We start from the raw sequence: 20582 nt of genomic DNA on the forward strand, positions 1-20582 counted from the left end.
ACCGAAGGCCGTAAAAGTCGCCTTTCAACCCACAGCTCAACCGCAACCCGACCCGCAAACTCCAGCCCCCCAGAAAAAGACCCAAACCCCGCGCCGCCCACAAACGACCCGATCCACCTGATCGACCTGATCGACCTGATCGACCTGATCGACCTGATCGACCCGATCGACCCGATCGACCCGATCCACCCGATCCACCCGAACGCCCCGTAGGATCGCCGACATGCCCCGGCTGAACTCCTCACCCACCGCCCTCGCCGGCTTCCTCGCGGCAGCGGCCGTCACCCACTACGTCGCGCCGCGCCCCTACGACGCGATGGTGCCCCGGTCCCTGCCGGGAAGCCCACGTGCCTGGACCTACATCAGCGGGGCCGCCGAGCTCGCGGTGGCCGCTGCGGTTGCGAACCCGGGGTCGCGTCGTCGGGGTGCGCAGGCGGCTGCGGCGCTGTTCGTCGCGGTCTTTCCGGCCAACGTCAAGATGGCCCGTGACTGGCGTGACCGACCGGCCCCGGCTCGGGTGGCGGCGCTGGGGCGGCTGCCGTTGCAGGTGCCGCTTGTGTGGTGGGCGCTCAAGGTGGCCGGGTCCGGTGCCGCTGGGAAGCGCCGGGACTGACCTGAGGCTGACGCTGACGCCGCTGATTCCGTGAGGGGGCGGGCACGCGCTGTACTCAGCTCGTTTGCAACCACCTTGCATCGCAGGGCAGTCTTCACCCGCGAGCCGGTGATTTCCAGACGAGCGAAGGCGGGCGAAGATGGCGGAGCGGGGCCTGGGCAGGCGGAGTGCGCTGGCGGCGTTGGCGTCGGGCGTGGCGTTGCCGGTCCTCGCCGGCTGCTCGGACGGCGGCGGCAAGAAGCACAAGGAGCAGGGCAAGGGCGCCGAGTCGGTGGACAGTACCGGAACCACTGGCGGCGCGGGCGGTGCGGGTGGCACTGGCGCGGGCAGTACCAGCGCGGGTGTCCAGGCTGAGGCTGCGACCGCGGGACACGGCGGTCTCAACGTACTGATGATCATCCGGCACGCGGAGAAGCCCACCGGCTCCGGCGCGCCGTACGGCCTCACCTCCGACGGCACCCAGGACTCGCACTCGCTCACCATCCAAGGCTGGACCCGGGCCGGCGCGCTGGCCGCACTGTTCGACCCGCGCGACGCGGCCGGCAGCCCGGTCGCGCCCCGAGCCGGGCTGACCCGCCCCGGCACCGTGGCCGCCTCCGCGCCCGGCACCGGCGGCAGCAACAGCAAGCGTCCCGAGGAGACGGTGACCCCCACGGCCGCGGCCCTCGGTGTCACCCTCTCCACACAGTTCTCGGTCGGCCAGGAAGCCGAACTCGCCGGCTGGCTGACTGGTCCCACCGGGCCTTCGGGGCCGACGCTGGTCGCCTGGGAGCACCAGCACATCCCGGACATCATTGCCCACCTCGGCCCGGTGACGCCGACGCCGCCGAAGTCCTGGCCCGGTGAGCGCTTCGACATCGTCTACGTCTTCACCCGCGTGCCCGGCGGCGGCTGGACCTTCACCCAGGTCCCGCAGATGTTGCTGGCCGGGGACTTGCCGACGCCGATCAGCTAGCGCCGCCGCCGACGGTGCTGCCAGCGGCGGTGCCACTCGCGGCACCGCCGCCCGCGCTCAAGCTCCGCCGGTAGGAGTAGTAGATAAGCCCGTCGTGGAACCTGCCGACCTTGTCGTAGAGCGCACGCGCTGGGGCGTCTTCCAAAGTGTTCCAGTACAGGCCGGGGAACCCGCGATCCCTGGCCTCCCGCGCGACCCAGTCGAGCACCGCCGTCGCGACGCCCCGCCGCCGAACCTTCTCGTCCACGTACAGGTCGGCCAGGTAGCACTTCCCGGAGTACCAGACGCTGGCGTGGAACAAGTAGTGCGCGATGCCGACCATCTCGCCGTCCAGCCGCGCCGCGATCCCGTGCACCTGCCCGCCGTCGATCAGCCGCCGCCAGGTCCGCTCGTAGTCGGCGTCGGTGCGCTCGACGTCGAAGTAGGTGTCCTTGCCGCGCGCCAGGGCTTCCCACTCGGCGCGGTCGGACTCGGTTATGAAGTCGATCTCCACCATGGGCCCATTCTGCCCTCCGACGCGCCGGCCCCGCGCCGAGCGTACGACCCGCGCCTCAGGACCGGTCCTGACCGGACTATGCCAGCGTTCTGCGAAGGCCGCAGCTGCGCGGCCAGCCATCACAACAGGAGAGAGAGGCACATGACCACCAGGAATCGCGTCGCCGCCATCGTCCTGGCGACCGGACTCGGGCTGTTCGGCGTCAGCTCCGCCGCCCAAGCCGCGACGGCCGCCCCCGCCACCGGGTACTGCTCCGGATCCCCCGGCGGCACCACCTATGTCGGGCACTGCTCCGGCTACGCCACCGGAACCTGGTTCCAGGCGTACGCGCACTGTTCCAACGGCAACACCGCCATCGGCGGCCTGGCCCCCGCCGACGGCGCCGGCGGGTTCTCCTACGCCTCCTGCGGCAGCGCGACCGCTCAGTACGGCTGGAACCAGGTGACCTGACCGATCCGCATGCGGCCGCCCAAGCCGCTGTGAGGATCCGCCGCGGCCTCGGCAGGGCCCGTCGAGGCCGCGGCGCCGGATCAGCGCGCCCCGACCCCCTACGCCAGCCGCACCCTGCGCAGCCACAGCACCCCGCCCGCGGCCAGCGCCACCGAGGCGCCGAGCAGCATCGCGGTCTCGATCCCCTGGAACTCCCAGAACCGGTTCGCCGGCTGGTATCGCACGACCTGCCGCAGATCCTGCCGTGCCAGGCAGTCGTCGGTCTGCGCCATCGGCAAGTTCGAGCACTGCGACGTGCCGAGCATGCTGAAGCTGTGCCCGTCCGGCTTCACGGTCCGGTCGGTGACGATCCACGCCCCGGGAATGTCGACCGGCACCGTCACCTGTCCCTCGGTCCCGAACTGCGCCGGCTGGAGCGCCGAGGCGGTCAGCACCGGGCTGGTGAGTGTGACCGGCGTGAGCAGGTTCGGCCGGATCCAGGTCGGCATCGCGAACTGGATCGCCGCGACCACCACGAGTGTCGCCGCCATCGCCGGAACGGTGCGCCGGATCAGCACCCCGAGCAGTACGCCGACGACGAAGCCGAGTGCCGCGTAGCCCAGCGGGGCCACGCCCCGCGCGTCGAACACCACCTTCTGGAAGCGGCTGATCTGCGACCCGCCGCCGACCGGGAAGCCGCCGGCCGCGTCGATCGGCGCGGCCCACCAGCTGATCAGGAGGCTGATCAGGCCGGCGAACGCCATGCTGGCCAGTCCCAGCAGCGAGATCCACGGTCTGGTCGGCATGCGCGAGCGGGTCGGCATGTACGGCGGGGAGTTCCAGGCCGGACCGCTGCCCGGAGGCGGATTCCGGGTGACGGCCCGCCTGCCGCTGACCGAGGCGACGACGACAGTCCAGAGGCAGACCCCCGCATGACCGTCAAGGTGCTGGTCGCGGATGACCAAGCCCTGGTCCGCGGCAGCTTCAGCCTCCTGGTGGACTCGGCGCCGGACCTGACCTCGGTCGGCCAGGCCGCGACCGGCGCCGAGGCGGTCGAGTTGGCCGCACGTCAGCACCCTGATGTCGTGCTGATGGACATCCGCATGCCCGGCATGGACGGCATCGAGGCGACCCGCAGGATCACGGCCGGGCCCGCCACCCCGGCAATCAGGGTTCTGATCCTCACCACCTTCGACGTCGACGAGTACGTCTTCTCCGCCCTGCGCGCCGGCGCCAGCGGCTTCCTGCTGAAGGACACACCGCCAGCCGATCTACTGGCCGCGATCCGCGTCGTGGCGGCCGGCGAGGCGTTGCTGGCGCCGAGCGTCACCCGACGTCTCATCGAGGAGTTCACACGGCGTCCGGAGCCGGCCCGGCGTCCGCTCGCCGGGCTGCCGGACACCACAGAGCGGGAACGCGAAGTGCTCACGCTCATCGGCCTGGGACTGTCGAATGACGAGATCGCCGCGCATCTGCACGTCAGCTTGTCCACGGCCAAGACCCACATCGGCCGGCTGCTGATGAAGCTGGACGCCCGCGACCGTGCCCAGCTGGTCATCGCCGCTTACGACGCCGGGCTGGTCAAGCCGGTGTGAGGGTGCGATGTTGATCCACCCTGCCGTGCGAAGCGCCTTCACCTCGCGCTGTTGCAGTAGTTCTTGAACGCCGACGTCTGGCTCTTCATGAAGAACTCCGTACCCATGGACGTGACGCACCAGTAGTACGTTCCCTGATGCGCCGGCGTCAGCGCGGACTTGATCATGTCGTCCGAGGTGTCGTAGACCGGGGTCGGCGGCAGGCCGTGGTGCGGGGCGTAGGTCGAGTACGGGTTGTTCGGGTCCTGGACCTGCGCCACGGTCGGGAGCTTCCCGGCGGGCAGGTGCCCGATGTAGTACAGCGCGGTCGAGTCGACGCCCAGGTAGTCGTTGTCCTTCAGGCGCCTGTAGACGCCCTCGGCGACCTTCTGGCCGTCGCTCGGGTCGGTGACCTCGCCCTCTGCGATGGAGGCGACGGTCAGGACCTGCTCCGGCGTGCAGTGGGTGGTGCCGCAGGTCAGCGCGGCGGCCTTGGTCTCGAAGTCGATGCTCTTCAGGAACGTCATCCGGTTCGCCACCATCTGGGTCAGCACCGACTGCGGGGTGTCGCTCGACGTCAGCGAGTACGTCCCCGGCTCCAGCATCCCCTCGACCGTGAACTGGCCGGTCAGCGAGTCCTTCGACCAGGCCGGGAGCCCGATGGTGTTGTCCTGGATCACCGCGTCGAAATCGGCCTGCCGCCACTTGCGCTTGTCGATCAGGCTGGCGATGACGTCTTTTGCCCACTCGTGGGGCTGCACGATGATCTGCGAGGCGTCCGACAGGTTCGACTTCTTCAACAGCTCCAGCACCGCGTTGTCGCCGGAGATCCGGGGGCAGACGACGTAGGTGCCGGCGCCGATGTCCGCCGAGCCCTGGTTGTGGTTCGCGGCGTTGATGTAGGCGTTTTCGCTTTTGACGACGCCGGCCTCGAACAGGGCGTGCGCGATGGCCGTGGTGGTCGCACCGCGCGGGATGTCGACCGGCACCTTCACGTTCGCCGCGCAGGTGGCGGCCGCCGAGTAGTCCGGTGCCGATCCGTTCGCACCCGAGGTCGTGCCCTTACTTGAGCCCGCGCCGGCGCCGGTGCCGTTGTCGTGCGCGAGCCCGACGTACCCGCTGCCGAATATTGCCCCGCCGGCCACCACCAGCGTCGCCGTCGCCCCGAGCGCCGTGCGCCGACGCCCCTTGGCCGCCCGCAGATGCTTCCTGGTCATCCCGATCGGGTCGGCGTGGTCCGGATGCCGCAGCGCCCGGGCGTGCAGCATGCCGGCGACCTCGTCCCCGAATCCGCCCAGCTCCCCGGGCCCCTGGTCCTGCATCGACGGCTCCTGCCTTTCTGTCTCAGTATCCTGATTCACCGTGCGGTCACCTCGGCCCGGGACGCGGACAGCAGTCGGCGCATCCGGGCCAGCCCGCGCGAAGCCTGGCTCTTCACCGTGCCGAGCGACTTGCCCAGCAACGCCGCGGTCTCCGCCTCGGTGAGTTCTTCGTAGTAGCGCAGGACGATCACGGCGCGCATGCCCGGCGGCAGTGTGGCCAGCGCGCGCCACAGCTCGTCCTCCCGGTCCACCGCGGCGTGGCCGTCGTGTTCGTCCGGCAGGTCCGGCGGCTGCCACGCGACGTGCGTACGGTGCCGCAGAGCACGCCGCCACCAGGAGTTCGCCAAGTTGACGATGATCCGGCGGACATACACCTCCGGCTGGTCCGCGCGCTCGATCCGGTGCCAATTGCGGTGGGCGCGGATCAGCGCGTCCTGGACGAAGTCCTCGGCGTGGCCGTGGTCCCCGGTGAGCAGATACGCGGTTCGCACCAGCTGCTGCCGCCGGCCTGCCACGAACTCCCAGAACGCCTGCTCCTCATGCTCGGTGAGCGCCATTCGGCGACACCCCGCTCTCCTTTCCTCGCCCCGCGCACCGGAGAACTCGGCGCGCACACTGGGTAGAGCCTCCGGGCGGGCAGGAAGTTGAAAGGCGCGCGGAGGTTTTTCCGGCCGCCTCGATTTCAGCGGATCGGGCCGCCGAGCGCGAGTCCCATACAAAGCGGCGGCCCCACCGAGGTATCCGGTGGGGCCGCCGCGAATCGTTCCGTTATAGCTGTCAGTAAGTGGGGTTCGCTGGAGGGGCGGGGATCCCTGTCAGCAGCTCAGGTTCCCGCCCGGATCCACGCCGAGCACCCCGGTGATGCTCTCGTAGTCGTTGACCCGGTCCTGCACCTCGCCGGGGTTCCCGCCGTTGCACTCCACGCTGCCGTTGATGGCCCAGATCGTCTGCCCGAAGCCGGCGCCGTTGACCATCGCGTCGTGCCCGGTCATGGTGCCGGGCCCGTTCTGCGTCATCCAGTACCACAGCGCGGTCTTCCACGAGGTGGCCGAGTCGGTGGCGGCCAGGTCCGGGTTGTCGAGCAGGTCGATGCCCAGCGCGGTGCCGGCCGCGTAGTAGTTGAAGTTCCAGCTGATCTGTAGCGGTCCGCGGCCGTAGTAGGAGTACGTGCCGGCCGGGCAGCCGTAGGACTCGCTCGCGCAGTAGTCGCCGGACTGGTCGATCTCGCGGATGTACACCAGGCCGCCGGTCTCGTGGTCCACGTTGGCCAGGAACGCCGCGGCCTCCTGCTGCTGCGTCGCGGTGCTGCCGGTGGTGGCGAACCCGGGGTAGGCGCTCAGCGCCGCGACCAGGCCGTCGTAGGTGTAGAAGGAGTTCCGGTTCGGGAAGATCTGGTCGAACTGCGCCTCGCTGACCACGAAGCCGCCGGTGGTGCCCCCGCCACCGCCGGTCGTGCACGCGCCCTGATCGACCCAGACGTCCTGGCTGTTGTTGCCGGGTATGTCGCCCTGCGTCCACCACTTGGCGGACCAGTTGTCGCCGTTGTAGGAAGCGACCTGGCTGCCGGTGTACGCGACGGTGGAACTCCACGGCGCCGCACACGTGGTGTCGGCCCGGGCCGGTGCGGCGGGCAGCGCGATCAGCGCCAAACCCAGCACGGCGGCCAGCACAGTCAGCAACGCGAGCAGGCGAGTGCGTCTTGATGCGTGAGTAAGGGACATGAGCCACTCCTGTGGGGGAGATGTCGAGTGGTGGCATTTGGAGTGAACTGAATTGGTCCATACCAGTCAAGGCTTTGAGCTGAAATTGGTCCAGACCGCTTGGCTTCGCCACCCGGGCGCCAGGGGTGCCCGTCCGGGCCGGGGACGGCTCGGGCCCGGGCTCGGGACCTGGGCTAATCAGGGTTCGTAGAATCACTGCGGACCGGAGGCCGCGGTCGGCTGCCGGCCGTCCGGCTCGGATCCTGCGGGTGGACGACGTGCACCGGCCTTGCTGCTCGCGGTGAATCGCTGTACCGCTCGGCCCCCACCAACATCGCGTCGTAGAAGGCTGATGCCGCGGCTTCCACGGCGGGCACCGACCGGTCCGTCAGCCGACGGCGGAACATCCGCACCAGATACGTGCCCGCCACCTCGATGTCGCACAACGTCCCGCCCGGGATCGTCGCCGCGAGGAACTCCGGCAGCAGCGCCGCCCCGAGTTGTGCGGACACCATCGCCTTGGTGGTCATCTGGTGCACGGCCAGATGCTCGACGCTCGGCGTGATCGCGTGCGTCGCGGCGAACCTGCCGAACGCCCGCGCCCGGGCCGAGCCGGCCGGGGCGCCCACCCAAGGACGGCCGTCGAGGTCCGCCGGGCCGGCCGGCGTCGGCCACGAAGCCGGCACCGCGATGCGGTACAGCCCCTCGAAGACCACGAACGAATGCAGGCCGGGCGGCACCGGAGTCGCCCTCTGGCGGTCGTCGGCCACCAACAGGATGTCCAGGTCGCCGACCCGCAGCGCGGGCAGGCCGTCGTCGGTGTAGGCCTCGACCAGGCGCGGTTCTATGCCGGGGTGGGGCTCGGCCAGCCACGGCAACGCGGTCGCGGCGACCTCCGGCACGGCCGACAGCGGCAGGCCGATGCTCACCGGCCCGGTCGCCGCTCCCTACGGCCGACAGCCGCCGCCGGGACCGTGGAACCAGCCGCCGCCGCAGCAGCAGTGGCAGCAGCCTCCCGGCGTGGGTCCGGTCGGGGGCCCGGGCACGGGTCCGGGCACCGGTCCGGCCTGGGGTCCGGCTCAGCCGCAGTGGGGTCCGCCGCAGCAGCAGGGCTGAGGCGGAATCCGAAGGCCGCCAAGCGGGTCGGTGGTTGGTGGTTGGTGGTTGGCCAATCCGTGCCAGACCGGTATCGGCCAAGCAAATCAGAGGTTTTACCCCACCTTTACGGACGCCTCCCGACACCCGGTGTCAAACTCCCCGAGGTATAGACCAACAGGTCTTCACCAGCCCCGGCCGGCATCCCGGTCCGGGGTGAGACGCACCAGAACCCCCAGCTCATCCACAGTTAGGGAGGCATCCATGCGTTCATTCAGGCTTCTCGGATTCGTCGCGGCGGTGGCGTTGGCCGCCGCGGCGGGGATCGGGAGCGCACAGGCCGCGGAGCCGGCCGCCGGGCATGTGACGCCGGCCGCGCACACGCACCACCTTGCGCACGGTGTGGTCAGCCTGCCGGCCCAGCAGTTGCAGCACTTCTCGCACCTGCTGCATTCGCAGCGCCCTGCTTCCGGGCACGGCGTCGCCAACCAGACCAGTACCAACTGGGCCGGCTACGCCGCCAACAGCGGGTCGTTCACCAGCGTCAGCTCCAGCTGGGTCGAGCCCGACGTGTCCTGCAACTCCAGCGGAATCGTGGCGTTCTGGATCGGTCTGGACGGGTGGGGTAGCAGCACGGTGGAGCAGGACGGCACCGGTGTGGACTGCTCCAGCGGTTCGCCGCAGCAGTTCGCGTGGTGGGAGACGTACCCGGCGAACAGCATCCAGGAGTACGGCGACCCGGTGTCCGCCGGCGACTCGCTGACGTCGACCGTGACCGACACCGGTGGCGGCCAGTACCAGATGGTGCTGACCGACAACACCCAGGGCTGGACTGAGAACCAGACGGTCGGCGCGTCCGGCTCCGACGCCAGCGCCGAGGTGATCGCCGAGGCGGTCACCTCCGGGAGCAGCGTCACGCCGCTGCCGGACTTCTCCTCGGTCAACTTCAGCGGCTCCACGTTCAACGGCTCGCCGATGTCCGGTTCCGGCGCGCAGGCCATCGACATGACGGACAGCAGCGGCAACGTGATCGCCTCGACCGGTCCCGACGACGGTAACGGTGACTTCACCGTCACCTACAGCGGAGGCTGAGCTCTTCAGGACTGATCAACCCTCTGATCAATCTTCTGATCAATCCGGGAGAAGGCTTGATCAGCCCGATAGCCGGTGATTCACAGGCGGCGGACCTTCCCGGTCCGCCGCCTGTCGGTTTCGGGCCAGTTACAGAGTGCTCACATCGACGGCGACGTCCGTGGTCATCGAACACTTCGTAAGTACTCTGAAGGTCGATTCTCGGCCACAAGGCGACGATTTACCGCCAAACATCCCTCCCTCGGACTACTTGTATAGGCCAGCTAACCACTGCGTGGGTAAGGGTCCTTCGTCGCCGACCGCCCCTGACATCAGGGGCGGGTAACCGGGCGAGGCGGAAAGGAACGACTATGTGTGGGATCACCGGCTGGGTCTCCTATGAGCGCGATCTGCGCGCCGAGGCGCACGTGCTCGACGAGATGACAGCGACGATGGCGTGCCGCGGCCCGGACGACGTGGGCACCTTCATCGACGGCCCCGGCGCGCTGGGGCACCGCCGCCTGGCCATCATCGACCTGCCCGGCGGGCGGCAGCCGATGACCGTCGAGGTCGGCGGGCACAAGGTCGCCGTCGTCTACTCCGGCGAGGCGTACAACTTCACCGAGCTGCGCGCCGAACTGGCCTCGCGCGGGCACCGCTTCACCACCGAATCCGACACCGAAGTGGTGTTGCGCGGCTACGTCGAGTGGGGGGCGGCCGTCGCCGAACGGCTCAACGGCATGTACGCGTTCGCCATCTGGGACGGCCGGGACCGCAAGCTCCGGCTGATCCGCGACCGCATGGGCATCAAGCCCCTGTATTACTACCCGACCCCGGACGGGGTCCTGTTCGGCTCCGAGCCCAAGGCGATCCTGGCCAACCCGCTGTCCCGGCGCGCGGTCGGCCTGGACGGCCTGCGCGAGCTGTTCGTGATGGTCAAGACCCCGGGGCACGCCTTCTGGGACGGGATGCACGAGGTCCAGCCGGGCACCGTGGTCACGGTCGGACCCGAGGGCCTGCGCACCGACGTCTACTGGACGCTGACCACCCACGAGCACACCGACAGCCGCGAGGCCAGCATCACCCATGTCAGGGAACTGCTGGAGGACATCGTGCGCCGGCAGCTGGTCGCCGACGTCCCGCGCTGCGTCCTGCTCTCCGGCGGCCTGGACTCCTCCACTCTCACCTCGCTGTCCGCGCGGGAGCTCGCCAAGACCGGGGAGAAGATCCGCAGCTTCGCCGTCGACTTCGTCGGCCAGGAGAAGAACTTCGTTCCCGACCCGATGCGCGCCGACCCCGACACCCCGTTCGTGCACGCGGTCGCCGAATACTCCAACACGGTCCACCAGGACATCGTGCTGGACGCCGAGGCGCTGACCGATCTGGACGCCCGGCGCACCGTGATCCGCGCCCACGACAAGCCGGTCGGCTTCGGCGACATGGACACCTCGCTGTATCTGTTGTTCAAGGAGATCCGCAGCCATTCCACGGTCGCGCTGTCCGGCGAGTCCGCCGACGAGGTGTTCGGCGGCTACCAGGACTTCTTCAACGAGGACGCCCGGCGCGGCGGCAACTTCCCCTGGCTGGTGCGCTACGCCGAGAACTTCGGCGACGACATGGGACTGCTGCGCCCGGAGCTGCGGCAGGCACTGGACCTACAGAACTACATCGAGAGCGGCTACAGCACGGCGGTCGCGGCCGTCGAGCGGCTGCCCGGGGAGAGCGACTTCGAGTTCCGGATGCGCCGGGTCTGCTACCTGTACCTGACGCGGTTCGTCCGGATCCTGCTCGACCGCAAGGACCGGCTCAGCATGGCGGTGGGCCTGGAGGTGCGGGTGCCGTTCTGCGACCACCGGCTCGTGGACTACGTCTACAACGCGCCGTGGGCCATCAAGTCCTTCGACGGCCGCGAGAAGTCGCTGCTGCGCGAGGCGGCGGGCGATGTGCTGCCCCGCTCGGTCTACGACCGCGTCAAGAGCCCCTACCCGTCGACTCAGGACCCGCGCTACGTCGTCGCGCTGCGCGCCCGGGTCGCCGACCTGCTGGCCCAGCCGGGCCACCCGGTCTTCGACTTCGTCGAGCCGGACACCGTGCGCCGGCTGGTCACCGATGACTCGCCGGGCATCATGCAGGCCTCCCGGCGGGAGTTGGAACGGACGCTGGATCTGGCGCTGTGGCTGGAGATGTACAAGCCGGAGGTCAGCTGGGCCTGACGCCCTGACGCCCTGACGCGCGGGTCGGGGCCGATCCCTGAACCGGGGCCTGAACCCTAAACTTGGTTCCTTCGGGCGACCAGGGATAGGCGGGGCGGGATGGCTTCTGACAGCGCTGCCTCGGCGGCCGCGGACTCGGTGGGCTCACCGGAATCGGCAGACTCGGTGAGCTCGCCGGACCCAGCGGGCGGGGCGGACTCGCTGAGCCCACCGGACTCAGCGGACGGGGTAGATCCGGCCGGTTGGGCAGATCTGGCGGACCGGCCAGATCCGGCGGGCTCGGACCGCGCCCAAGCTCTGGTCCGCCTCCTCGCACTGCTGGCATCAGCGCGTCCGGTAGACGTCCCGCCAGTCCTGGCCGCGCTTCCCGAGGGCGACCTGGCGCTCGGCGTCGAGGCCGTCCAGGGCCGGCTCGCCCTGCCGGTCCGCGAGTACATCCTCACCGAGGGGCCGAGCTCGGCGCGGGCCGCGCTGGCCCGCGCGACCGGCCTCGTCGGCGGTGCGGGGTCGGTGAACACCGTGGACCGGCTGCTGGCGCTTTGCGATCCGGAAGTCGACGCCGTGTTCTTCGACCTCGACCCCGCCCGCACGCTGGTTTACCGGGCCAGGCAGGCGATCTTGCGGCACCGCAAAGGACCGGACGGCCGCGCAATGATCCCGCCGAGCGTCAAGCAGCGCCTGCTCGACGCGGTCGGCAGCCCCGGGCCCTCCGCGCAGCAGCTGACCGAGGCGGCCGCGGCCGACGATCCGGACCTGGCGCTGGCGGTCGTGCCGCACGCGAAGAAGCTGTCCAGGACGGATGTCGCGCGCGTCATGCACACGCTGGACACGCATGGCCGGCGGCGTGAGGTGAAGCGTCAGCGTGCGTTGTGGGCGGGGCGGGGGAGTGACTTCACCGTTCTCGGCTTCCCCCGGTTCGGGAACCTTCCCGAACGCTTCGCGCTCGGTACGCATTTCGAGGTCCGGGACAGCGATGATGTCACCGGGATCTCCTTGGAACGGTTCCGTGAACTCGTCAAGAAGCGTCAGTACACTGATCACCACCGCTTCTCCAAACTCCATGAGGCGGCCCAGGTCGCTTTGCGGACCGGGACGATCACGGCCGCCGAGATGCTGGAGTACGCCCGGCCCGCCGCGCTCGCCTTGGCGTTGGCGCTGTGTGACGAGTACGACGCCGAGGCGCCGGGCCTGCGGCGCGCGTGCGATGACATGCTCACGCTCATCGCGCGGCACGCCACCGAGCAGCTCGGCGGCGACGTGAAGCGGTGGGCCCGGGCGGTCGCCTGGGCTGACTACCATGAGGGCACTGTCCTGGAACTCCTCGCCGATCGCGATCTGACGCCGGGGCGGCCGAGCGGCGAGGTCCAATACGCCGCGTTCAACCCCACGGGCTTCTCCGCGGCGAACATCCTGCTCGCCTTGGCACCGCCGGACGTGGCCGCCGGCGCGCTGGTGACCAAGCGGATGAAGAAGTCGATCACCGCCGCCGCGCGCGAGGCGCCGTTGTGCCGGGCACTGGTGGAGTTCGTCGTCGAGCACGGCACCGTCCCGCAGCGCGGGCTTCTGGCGGCCAACGAGGCGACGCCCGATTCGATCCTGCTGCGCTTGCTGGCGAAACCGAAAAACGCCGCGGTCCTGGCCTCGATCCGGGAACGCGAGCTCGTCGATCCGCAGATCGGCAAGGCGGCGTTCGCCGGAGTCCCGCGCGACCAGGAGCTGCTGGACTGGATCGTCGACCACGCGGCCACGGACCCCGTGCTGGCGCTGAACGCGATCCGCGGCACCTCGCAGGACCCGGCATGGGTGTTCGACGCCACGCGCGCCGCCCTGGACGAGTTCCGGGAAGAGGGCCAGGCGGCGGCCTACGTACTGCTCGCCGAGGTGGCCGGCGTCGAGGCGGTGTGGGCGCTGGAGCTGGACCGCGTCGGGAGCCTGGACTACATGGCGGACCAGGTCCGCGAGTCGATGGCCACCGGCGACGCGGCCCCCCTGCTCGCCGAGGCCGCCGCGCACCCGGTCTCGGAGACGATCGCGGCGTACTACGCGGAACCACTGCGCACGGAGGCGGCGCTGGACCGGCCGCCGGCCGACCCGATGACGCAGCTGATTCGGCCCCGGCTCGACGGGCGTCCCGACCGGTGGCTGGCGTTGGCGGGCAAGCTCCGGGAACGGCCGCGGGCTTCGGATGCGGAGCTCGTCGGGGAGTTCTCGGAGTCGGAGTGCTCGGAGCGGGAACTCTCGGAGCTGCGATAGGTGCGAGGCCGGTAGAAATCTCACCATTCTGAGGTCCCGTTGAACCGATCGCGTCCGCGCGACGTGTCGCTACAGCACTTGCCAATACCTCAGACACAGGAGACGACCTGACGATGGCCACCGTTGATCTCGCCGCCACCCAGACCGATGACGAAACGGCTTGCCCGGCCCACTACGACGGCACCGGACGCCGGGCCTTCTTCGGGATCGCCGCGGCGGTCGGGGCCGTCTGCGCGGGCTGCTCCTCCTCGAAGAGCAGCACCGCTTCGGCCGGCTCGACCGGCACCTCCACCAGCGCGGCGGCCGGCGGCTCGTCGGCTTCCACGAGCTCGGCAGCCGGGAGCAGCAGCTCGACGTCCGGTAGCGGCAGCAGCTCCACATCCGGTTCGTCGTCGGGCTCCGGCGGCGGTGGCGCGGCGCTCGCCGCCACGTCCTCGGTCCCGGTCGGCGGCGGCACCATCCTCGCCGCCCAGAAGATCGTGCTGACCCAGCCGACGGCTGGTACCTACAAGGCTTTCACGGCCGTGTGCACGCACATGGGCTGCATCGTCGGCACGGTCCAGAACGGTCTGATCGTCTGCCCGTGCCACGGCAGCGAGTACCACATCGCCGACGGTTCGGTGGCGAACGGGCCCGCGCCCTCGCCGCTCGCGGCGGTCCCGATCACGGTCGCGAACGGGCAGATCACCAAGGCGTGAGGCACGAAAGCGGCGCGGGCCGGGAGCGATCGCTCCCGGCCCGCGCCCTTGTTCACGTCGGCGTCAGTGGTAACACACGGGTCAGTGCTGCGAGACGTTCACGTCCGCGGCGTCCACCCACACGAACCGGTGGTTGTACTGGATCAGGTAGAACATCGTGGTCCCGACCACCTCGGTGCGGTCATCCGGTGCCGAACCGTCGATGTTGCGCGCGTACCAGTACTCGCCGTGCACCGCCGGGCCGGAGGTGACGTACGACTGGCCGGCCGGGATCGAGTACTTGGTCAGCAGCTTCGGCGTGCGCAGGTCGACCGCGGCGATCGGGGCCGGGTAGGCCGACGCCTCGGGCGCGGCCGTGGCGTAGACCGGGATCGAGGTCAGGCCGGGCTTGGGGGTGACCACCGTCGCGGTGGAGGGCCAGGCCGAGAAGTCCGACCACGTGCTCTGGAACCAGGCCTCGCGGCCGCCGTACCAGATGCCGGTCCACACGCCGTCGGCGGTGATCTCGCGGTCCGCGACCACGAACTTCTCGCCGGTCACCGCCTTGTCGCCCCAGTCGTCGGCGCTGTCGGTGCCCGCGGAGCCGTCAGGGTGCAGATACGGCTCGGACAGCAGCGGCGCGGTCGGGTCCGGGGCGGTGCGCAGCCAGACGAAGTTCGTGGCCTGGGCCGGCTGCTCGCCGCACTGGCCGGGGACCGCGCCGGGCGTCGGGTCGTTGGCGACGGTGCAGCCGTAGACGGCCTGCAGGTTGCCCTTGTAGTCCGGCTTCACGACCACGACCGAGCCCAGCGCGTTGAAGGCCGGGTCGGCCAGCTTCGGGGTGCCGGCGGCGTTGCTGTCCGCGCTGAACGACGGCACGATCGGGGCGTCGAGCAGGTCCATGAAGTGCGACCAGTCCCAGTACGGTCCCGGGTCCCAGTGCTGCGCGGTCTGGTTGGCGTCGGTGGAGCCGGGGATCTCGTCGTGGCCGAAGATGTGCTGCCGGTCCAGCGGGATGTTGTAGCGGGCGGCCAGGTAGCGCACCAGATCCGCGGTGGTCTCGTACTCCGACTCGGTGTACCAGGAGGCGCCGTGGATGGCCCAGCCCTCGTGCTCGATCGAGACCGAGTGCTGGTAGATCGACCAGTTGCCGGAGTCCCAGGCGATGTCCTGGGTCGGCACGGTCTGCGTCACCTGGCCGTCGGAGGACCGGACGATGTAGTGCGCCGAGGCGTAGACCGCGGGGTTCTGGAACTCCGCGATCGAGCCGGCGTAGCTGCCCTCGGTGTCGTGGATCGCGATGTAGCGGATCTGCGACTGCGCCGGGCGGTTCGCCGGGTCGTAGTTGCCGTAGCTCGACAGGTCAGCGGGGTTGTTCAGCGCCAGCGCGGCCGGAACGTAGTCGCAGTTCAGATCCGACGGGCACTCCGGCAGCGGGGTGCCGTCGGCCGACTTGGCGTTCTTGACCGGGGCCGGAGCGGCCAGGTGCAGCGCGCTCAGGGAGGCGGTGTTCACGGCCACGGCCGGGTCGCCGGTCAGCGTGAGCGCGGGGGTCGCGGTTCCGGTCCGCACCGTGGTGTACACCCGGTCGGCGAACTGCTTCGCGGTCGCGGCGTCGGCGCTGGCGCTGTACTTGGCGACCGCCGAGTACCAGTCGCCGGCGGCGGTCGGGAGCTTCCCGCCGTCGAGGGCCTTGGCGTAGGAGGCGAGCAGGGCGGCGCCGGCGTGGATGTTCGCGGCGTCGTCGTTCTCGACGGTCCGGGTGTCGGACCCGATCAGCTTCGCCGCGGTCCGCGCGGTGGACAGCGTCGGATCGGCCTCGACCGCCGCCGCCTTGGCGCTGGAGGGGTCCAGGCCGTCGATCGTGGCCGGCGAGATCTCGGTGAGCTGCATGATGCCGTACCCGCCGGTGGTCGACGGGGCGCCGCCGTGGTCGTCCCACGCGGACTCCTGATACGCGAGCGCCTCCAGGACGTTCAGCGGGACGCCGGTCTCCTGCGCGGCCGCGGCGAACGAGGCCGGCAGCCCCACCGGATGCGGCGGGGCGGCCGCGCCGGCGTCCTGCGCGGTCGAGACGACGGCGGTGGTGGCCAGGGCCACGGCGCACCCGGCGGCCCACAGCCCGGCGGCTCTTCGCGATATGCCGGGCTTGAAGCGATAACTCATCAATGGTCTCCCATGGTGGGGATGGCAGAAGGCAGATTCACTCCATTGACGGTATCGCCCACCCTCTTGGGTGCCGTGATCTGGGTCACAGTTCTGAACCCACTGACGCCGCACGATATTGTGTCCGGACATCAACCCTGGTTACGACGGTGGGAGGGGCTGTGGGACAGCACCGGAAGGCGCCCGAGGACGTGGAGAAGGTCTTCCAGATCTTCGATCTGGACGGCGACGGCAAGATCACGGCCGAGGAACTGCGGGCCGCGCTCGCCGAACTCGGCGAGGACGTCACGGTCGAGGACGCCGCCGAGCGCATCGGCACCGGCGACTCCGACCACGACGGGTCGATCAGCCTGGAGGAGTTCCGGACTCTGATGGCGGGCTGATCGGGGCTCCTGGCGAGGGTCTCGCGAGGGTCTTTGCCTGAGCATCGAGCATTGAGCTTTGACATTGAGCATGCAGCAGTAGAGCCGAGTGTGGCCCGGGTTCGTCACGAACCCGGGCCACACACGTCGTACCTATAAGCGCTGCATGTACAGGCGCTGTACCTACCAGCGCTGTACCTACCAGCGCTGCACCTACAAACGATGTACCTACCAGCGAACCAGCGGAGCGCTACGCCCCGATCAGCTTCGCGATCGCCTCGTCGATCGCCCGCTGCGCGTCGGCGGCGCGGGTGTCCGACATGTGCGCGGTGGCATCGGCCTTCTGGTAGTTGGCGTAGGCGTTCGCGACGCCGCCCCACTTGGTGGTGAAGGAGCTGACCGCTGCCTGCTCGGCCGGGGTGGCGTCCGGGTCCGCGCCCAGCGCGCGGGACGCCAGGTCCACGTTCTGCATCGCGGTGTAGAGCGCGTTGTCGTCCTTGGCGTCCAGCACCGCGGTCAGCGCGTCGGCCAGCTTGAGCAGCGGGTCGCCGATGTGGGTGTCCGGGTTCTGCTTCACCACGTTCGTCAGGGCACTGAGGGCGTCCGCGGCGGCGGTGAGCTGGTCGGCCAGGATGTTCGCGGTGATGGTGACCGCCTCGCGGTCGGTCTTCGCCTGCTTCTGGGCCTGGACCTGGAAGTCGCGCAGGGACTGGATCTGCGGGGCGCCGGCCAGCACGGTGTCGATCGAGTTCTGCACGCCCTGGCTGACCGCGTCGGTGCCGCCGACGATGGTCGTGCCGCCCAGGCCCGGCATCTCCAGCAGCGCGCGGGCGGTCGGCAGCGACAGCTTGGCGCCGTCGGTCATCAGCAGCGCGCCCTTGTTGTAGGCCGCGTACACGCCGCCGACCAGCGGGTCGGCGAAGTCGGCGCCGGTGGCGACCACGGCGCTCTTGGCGTCCTTGAGCGCGGACTGGGTGGCCACGGCCTCGGCGGTGGCGTAGCGGTCGGCACCGGCCAGCTCGGTGTCGTCCACCTTGAGCTTGTGCACGGCGTCGACGGCCGGCTGGCCGACCGAGGTGACGTGCGCGGCGTGCGCGATGAACGCGGCGGTGCCGGCGTCGGTGACGGTCGGGCCGTTGGACAGCACGATCGCCGAGCCCTGATACGCGGCCAGCGGGCCGGCGGCGAGTGCGTCGGCGAAGTCGGTGCCGGTGGCGACCACCGCGGTCTTGGCACCGGAGGTGCCGGCGATGTCCAGCGCGGTGGCGTAGCGGTCGGCGCCGCCGATCCGCGTGACCTGGTGACCCAGGGCCTTGAGCTGCGCCTCGACCTGCGGGCTGACCGCGTCCGGACCGCCGAGGATGGTGACGGGCTTGGCGGTGTCCGGGCCCAGCACCCGCTGGATCTCGGTGCCGACGCCGTCGGTCAGCGACTTGCCGTCGGTGAGCAGCAGCGCCGCGTGCTTCGCGGTGGCCAGCGGGGTCCCGGCCAGCGCGTCCACGTACAGGTCGCCGCGGGCTATGACGACGCCGTTCGCCGAACCGGCGGCCGGGAAGTCCTTGAGCGAGGCCTGGATCGCGGTCGCGTAGCGGTCGGCGCCGCTGATGCGGACGGTCTTCGCGGCGGTGCCGGTGGCGCCGCTGGTAGCGCTGCCGGTGCTGGAGCCGGTGGCGCTGCCGCTGCCGCCGTCGGCAGCCAGGGCCGGGGCGGCGGCGATGGTGCCGGCGGCCAGAGCCGCGGCCACGAGGGCGGCGACGGCCGTCGGACGGTTCTTGGTCATGGGTGGTGATCCCCCGTTGGGAAGTGGATGGGCTTGCTGAAGCTGCCGCATCCCATCACAAGGATGAGGAAAGCATGAAATCAGCTACGGAAGCGGACAGCACCGCTACCGCCCGGAGCGGGAAATACGTGGACACAAGGGAAGTAGCTTTCGCCCCGTCCCACAGGCTCACGCACCAGTCTCTTGTTCCAGTCTCTTGTTCCAGTCTCTTGTTCCGATCTCTTGCTCCAACCGGTTTGCTCCTCAAGCGTCGCGCCGAACCAGCAACGCGCGCCCCACCCCGAGCAGCACCACCGCATACAGCGCCACGATCCCGAGCTCCAGCCACGGCGACAGACCGAAGCCCTCCACCGGCTGCACCGCCGCCAGCGAATTGCCGACGATCAACTCGGGCATGAACTGCCCCGCCGTGCGGCTGCCGGCGCCGATGACCAGCGGCAGTACGAACAACCCGCCGACCAGCGTGGTGACCGCCGGCGCGCTGTGCCGGACGATCGCGCCGATCCCGAGGCCGATCAACGCGATCAGCGCCAGATACGCACCGGCCATCACGACCGCGCGCAGCACCGCGGGATCGGACAAGGACGGTCGCGGCACCGACGAGCGCAGTGCCGCGGTCCCGGCCAGGAACGAGCCGAACGTGGCCACCTCCCCGGCGACCAGTGCGACCGTCCCGAACACGACGGCCTTGCCGGTCAGCACCAGTGGCCGGCGCGGGATCGCGGCCAGCGTCGCGCGGATCGTGCCGGAGGAGTACTCGCTGCTCATCACCAGCACCCCGAGCACGCCCAGCAGCAACTGCCCGAAGATGACGCCGGAGAGCACGTTGCTCGTCACGTCGCTCTTCGGATCGCTGGTGTTCAGCCCGGCGACCGTGCCCAGGGCGATCGTCACCACGACGCCGGCGGCCAGGATCCAGGTGGTCGAGCGCAGGCTGCGCAGCTTGATCCACTCCATGCGCGCGGCGTGCCGGAGCCGGTAGCCCGGGCGCTCGGCCGCGCGGGTCTGCTGAAGGGTGGTCGCGGTCATCAGAATCCTCCTTCGGCGGTGGCCGCCCGGTACTGGGCGGAGTCGGCGGTCAGCGCGAAGAAGGCGTCCTCCAGGTTGCCCCCGGCGCGCGCCGACAGTTCGGCGACCGTGGTGTCGGCCAGCAGGTGACCGGCGCCGATGACGATCAGCCGGTCGGCGGTCTGCGCCATCTCGCTGATCAGGTGGCTGGACATGAACACCGTGCGGCCCTCGGCGGCGAGTCGCCGCATGAGCTGACGGATCCAGCGCACGCCTTCGGGGTCCAGGCCGTTGACCGGTTCGTCGAACAGCAGCACCCCCGGATCGCCGATCAGCGCGGCGGCGATGCCGAGACGCTGGGCCATGCCGAGGGAGTAGGTGCCCGCGCGGCGGTCGGCCGCGCTCTCCAGGCCGACCATGCCCAGGACTTCCTCGACCCGGGAGCCGGGCACGGCGTTCGCGGCGGCCAGCGCCCGCAGATGGCCGCGGCCGGTGCGGCCGGGGTGGAAGGCGCGCGCCTCCAACAGCGCACCCGCCTCCCGCAACGGCCAGCGCGCCTGCTGGTAGGGGCGACCGCCGATGCGGGCCTGGCCGCCGTCGGGGGCGTCCAGGCCCATGATCATCCGCATGGTCGTGGACTTGCCGGACCCGTTCGGGCCGAGGAACCCGGTCACCGCGCCCGGACGGACGGAGAAGCTGAGGCGGTCGACGGCGAGCGTGGCGCCGTACCGCTTGGTGAGGTCTCGTGCATCAATCATGCTGATCACGCTAGGAAACCCACCATGCGTGGCGCGTCACCACCGGGAGCCAACTCCGGCCGGCACCCCCTACCCGGGTATGACGACCGCGGCGGGACTACGCGCCGGGG

20 protein-coding genes and 1 pseudogene are annotated in these 20582 nt (G+C 70.3%); 11 read left to right on the top strand and 10 right to left on the bottom strand.

The window, feature by feature from the left end; genetic code table 11:
- The 3 genes from IZR01_RS26875 to IZR01_RS26885 form a co-directional block, all read left to right on the top strand.
- Positions 1–213: hypothetical protein (locus IZR01_RS26875; protein ID WP_228560302.1), on the top strand; the 213-nt coding region annotated here is incomplete at its 5' end.
- Between the two features lie 10 nt (positions 214–223).
- Positions 224–613: a DoxX-related protein gene (locus IZR01_RS26880; protein WP_194893650.1), complete on the top strand. Its 390-nt coding sequence runs from the start codon at positions 224–226 to the stop codon at positions 611–613.
- Positions 614–752: 139 nt separating this feature from the next.
- Positions 753–1568, top strand: a complete 816-nt coding sequence (locus IZR01_RS26885) for a hypothetical protein (protein WP_228560303.1) — start codon at positions 753–755, stop codon at positions 1566–1568.
- Here the strand turns inward: IZR01_RS26885 and IZR01_RS26890 are convergent.
- Entirely contained in the window at positions 1561–2064 is a 504-nt protein-coding gene (locus IZR01_RS26890) for a GNAT family N-acetyltransferase (RefSeq protein WP_194925463.1), read from the bottom strand. The genes IZR01_RS26885 and IZR01_RS26890 overlap by 8 nt on opposite strands.
- A 141-nt stretch (positions 2065–2205) precedes the next feature.
- On the opposite strand from IZR01_RS26890, the gene IZR01_RS26895 reads away from it, so the two are divergent.
- A complete protein-coding gene (locus tag IZR01_RS26895; RefSeq protein ID WP_194893652.1) occupies positions 2206–2514 on the top strand; it encodes a hypothetical protein in 309 nt (102 codons plus the stop codon).
- Between the two features lie 98 nt (positions 2515–2612).
- Here IZR01_RS26895 and IZR01_RS26900 read toward each other — a convergent pair whose 3' ends face one another.
- Complete coding sequence (locus IZR01_RS26900) at positions 2613–3257, bottom strand: ABC-2 membrane transporter-related protein (protein WP_194925464.1); 645 nt, start codon at positions 3255–3257, stop codon at positions 2613–2615.
- Positions 3258–3282: 25 nt separating this feature from the next.
- Here IZR01_RS26900 and IZR01_RS26905 point away from each other — a divergent pair.
- Both IZR01_RS26905 and IZR01_RS26910 read left to right on the top strand, forming a co-directional pair.
- Positions 3283–3429: pseudogene (locus tag IZR01_RS26905) on the top strand (sensor histidine kinase); the annotation flags it as partial.
- Complete coding sequence (locus tag IZR01_RS26910; protein WP_194925465.1) at positions 3426–4088, top strand: response regulator; 663 nt, start codon at positions 3426–3428, stop codon at positions 4086–4088. The pseudogene IZR01_RS26905 and the gene IZR01_RS26910, both read left to right, overlap by 4 nt.
- A gap of 38 nt (positions 4089–4126) precedes the next feature.
- On the opposite strand, the gene IZR01_RS26915 is transcribed toward IZR01_RS26910, so the two are convergent.
- The 4 genes from IZR01_RS26915 to IZR01_RS26930 form a co-directional block, all read right to left on the bottom strand.
- The gene (locus tag IZR01_RS26915) at positions 4127–5389 is read right to left on the bottom strand and encodes an endolytic transglycosylase MltG (protein WP_194925466.1); all 1263 of its coding nucleotides are present in this window, start codon (positions 5387–5389) and stop codon (positions 4127–4129) included.
- A gap of 35 nt (positions 5390–5424) precedes the next feature.
- Positions 5425–5946, bottom strand: a complete 522-nt coding sequence (locus IZR01_RS26920; RefSeq protein WP_194925467.1) for a SigE family RNA polymerase sigma factor — start codon at positions 5944–5946, stop codon at positions 5425–5427.
- 258 nt (positions 5947–6204) lie between these two features.
- Complete coding sequence (locus tag IZR01_RS26925; RefSeq protein ID WP_194925468.1) at positions 6205–7110, bottom strand: glycoside hydrolase family 19 protein; 906 nt, start codon at positions 7108–7110, stop codon at positions 6205–6207.
- Positions 7111–7283: 173 nt separating this feature from the next.
- A complete protein-coding gene (locus IZR01_RS26930) occupies positions 7284–8018 on the bottom strand; it encodes a LysR substrate-binding domain-containing protein (protein WP_194925469.1) in 735 nt (244 codons plus the stop codon).
- A 430-nt stretch (positions 8019–8448) separates the two neighbouring features.
- Here IZR01_RS26930 and IZR01_RS26935 point away from each other — a divergent pair, with 430 nt between their 5' ends.
- The 4 genes from IZR01_RS26935 (at position 8449) to IZR01_RS26950 (ending at position 14419) form a co-directional block, all read left to right on the top strand.
- On the top strand, positions 8449–9276 hold the full coding sequence (locus IZR01_RS26935) for a G1 family glutamic endopeptidase (RefSeq protein WP_194925470.1): 828 nt from the start codon (positions 8449–8451) through the stop codon (positions 9274–9276).
- Between the two features lie 350 nt (positions 9277–9626).
- Positions 9627–11468, top strand: a complete 1842-nt coding sequence (gene asnB / locus IZR01_RS26940; RefSeq protein ID WP_194893661.1) for an asparagine synthase (glutamine-hydrolyzing) — start codon at positions 9627–9629, stop codon at positions 11466–11468.
- A 99-nt stretch (positions 11469–11567) separates the two neighbouring features.
- Positions 11568–13721 carry a hypothetical protein gene (locus IZR01_RS26945; RefSeq protein ID WP_194925471.1) on the top strand — a complete coding sequence of 718 codons (2154 nt, stop codon included), beginning with the start codon at positions 11568–11570 and terminating at the stop codon, positions 13719–13721.
- Positions 13722–13834: 113 nt separating this feature from the next.
- Positions 13835–14419: a Rieske (2Fe-2S) protein gene (locus IZR01_RS26950; protein ID WP_194925472.1), complete on the top strand. Its 585-nt coding sequence runs from the start codon at positions 13835–13837 to the stop codon at positions 14417–14419.
- Between the two features lie 81 nt (positions 14420–14500).
- Here IZR01_RS26950 and IZR01_RS26955 read toward each other — a convergent pair whose 3' ends face one another.
- Positions 14501–16564 carry an N-acetylmuramoyl-L-alanine amidase gene (locus IZR01_RS26955; protein WP_194925473.1) on the bottom strand — a complete coding sequence of 688 codons (2064 nt, stop codon included), beginning with the start codon at positions 16562–16564 and terminating at the stop codon, positions 14501–14503.
- Between the two features lie 161 nt (positions 16565–16725).
- On the opposite strand from IZR01_RS26955, the gene IZR01_RS53490 reads away from it, so the two are divergent.
- The gene (locus IZR01_RS53490) at positions 16726–16947 is read left to right on the top strand and encodes an EF-hand domain-containing protein (protein WP_323746272.1); all 222 of its coding nucleotides are present in this window, start codon (positions 16726–16728) and stop codon (positions 16945–16947) included.
- A gap of 229 nt (positions 16948–17176) precedes the next feature.
- Here IZR01_RS53490 and IZR01_RS26965 read toward each other — a convergent pair whose 3' ends face one another.
- The 3 genes from IZR01_RS26965 to IZR01_RS26975 all read right to left on the bottom strand — a co-directional run bounded on the left by IZR01_RS26965 (position 17177) and on the right by IZR01_RS26975 (position 20472).
- Positions 17177–18706, bottom strand: a complete 1530-nt coding sequence (locus tag IZR01_RS26965; RefSeq protein ID WP_194925475.1) for a cell wall-binding repeat-containing protein — start codon at positions 18704–18706, stop codon at positions 17177–17179.
- A 243-nt stretch (positions 18707–18949) separates the two neighbouring features.
- Entirely contained in the window at positions 18950–19735 is a 786-nt protein-coding gene (locus IZR01_RS26970) for an ABC transporter permease (RefSeq protein ID WP_194925476.1), read from the bottom strand.
- The gene (locus IZR01_RS26975; RefSeq protein WP_194893668.1) at positions 19735–20472 is read right to left on the bottom strand and encodes an ABC transporter ATP-binding protein; all 738 of its coding nucleotides are present in this window, start codon (positions 20470–20472) and stop codon (positions 19735–19737) included. Before IZR01_RS26975 ends, IZR01_RS26970 begins: the two co-directional genes overlap by 1 nt.
- Positions 20473–20582: the final 110 nt, after the last annotated feature.

It is taken from the genome of Catenulispora pinisilvae, assembly GCF_015356865.1.
In the GTDB taxonomy this organism is placed as follows: Bacteria; Actinomycetota; Actinomycetes; order Streptomycetales; family Catenulisporaceae; genus Catenulispora; species Catenulispora pinisilvae.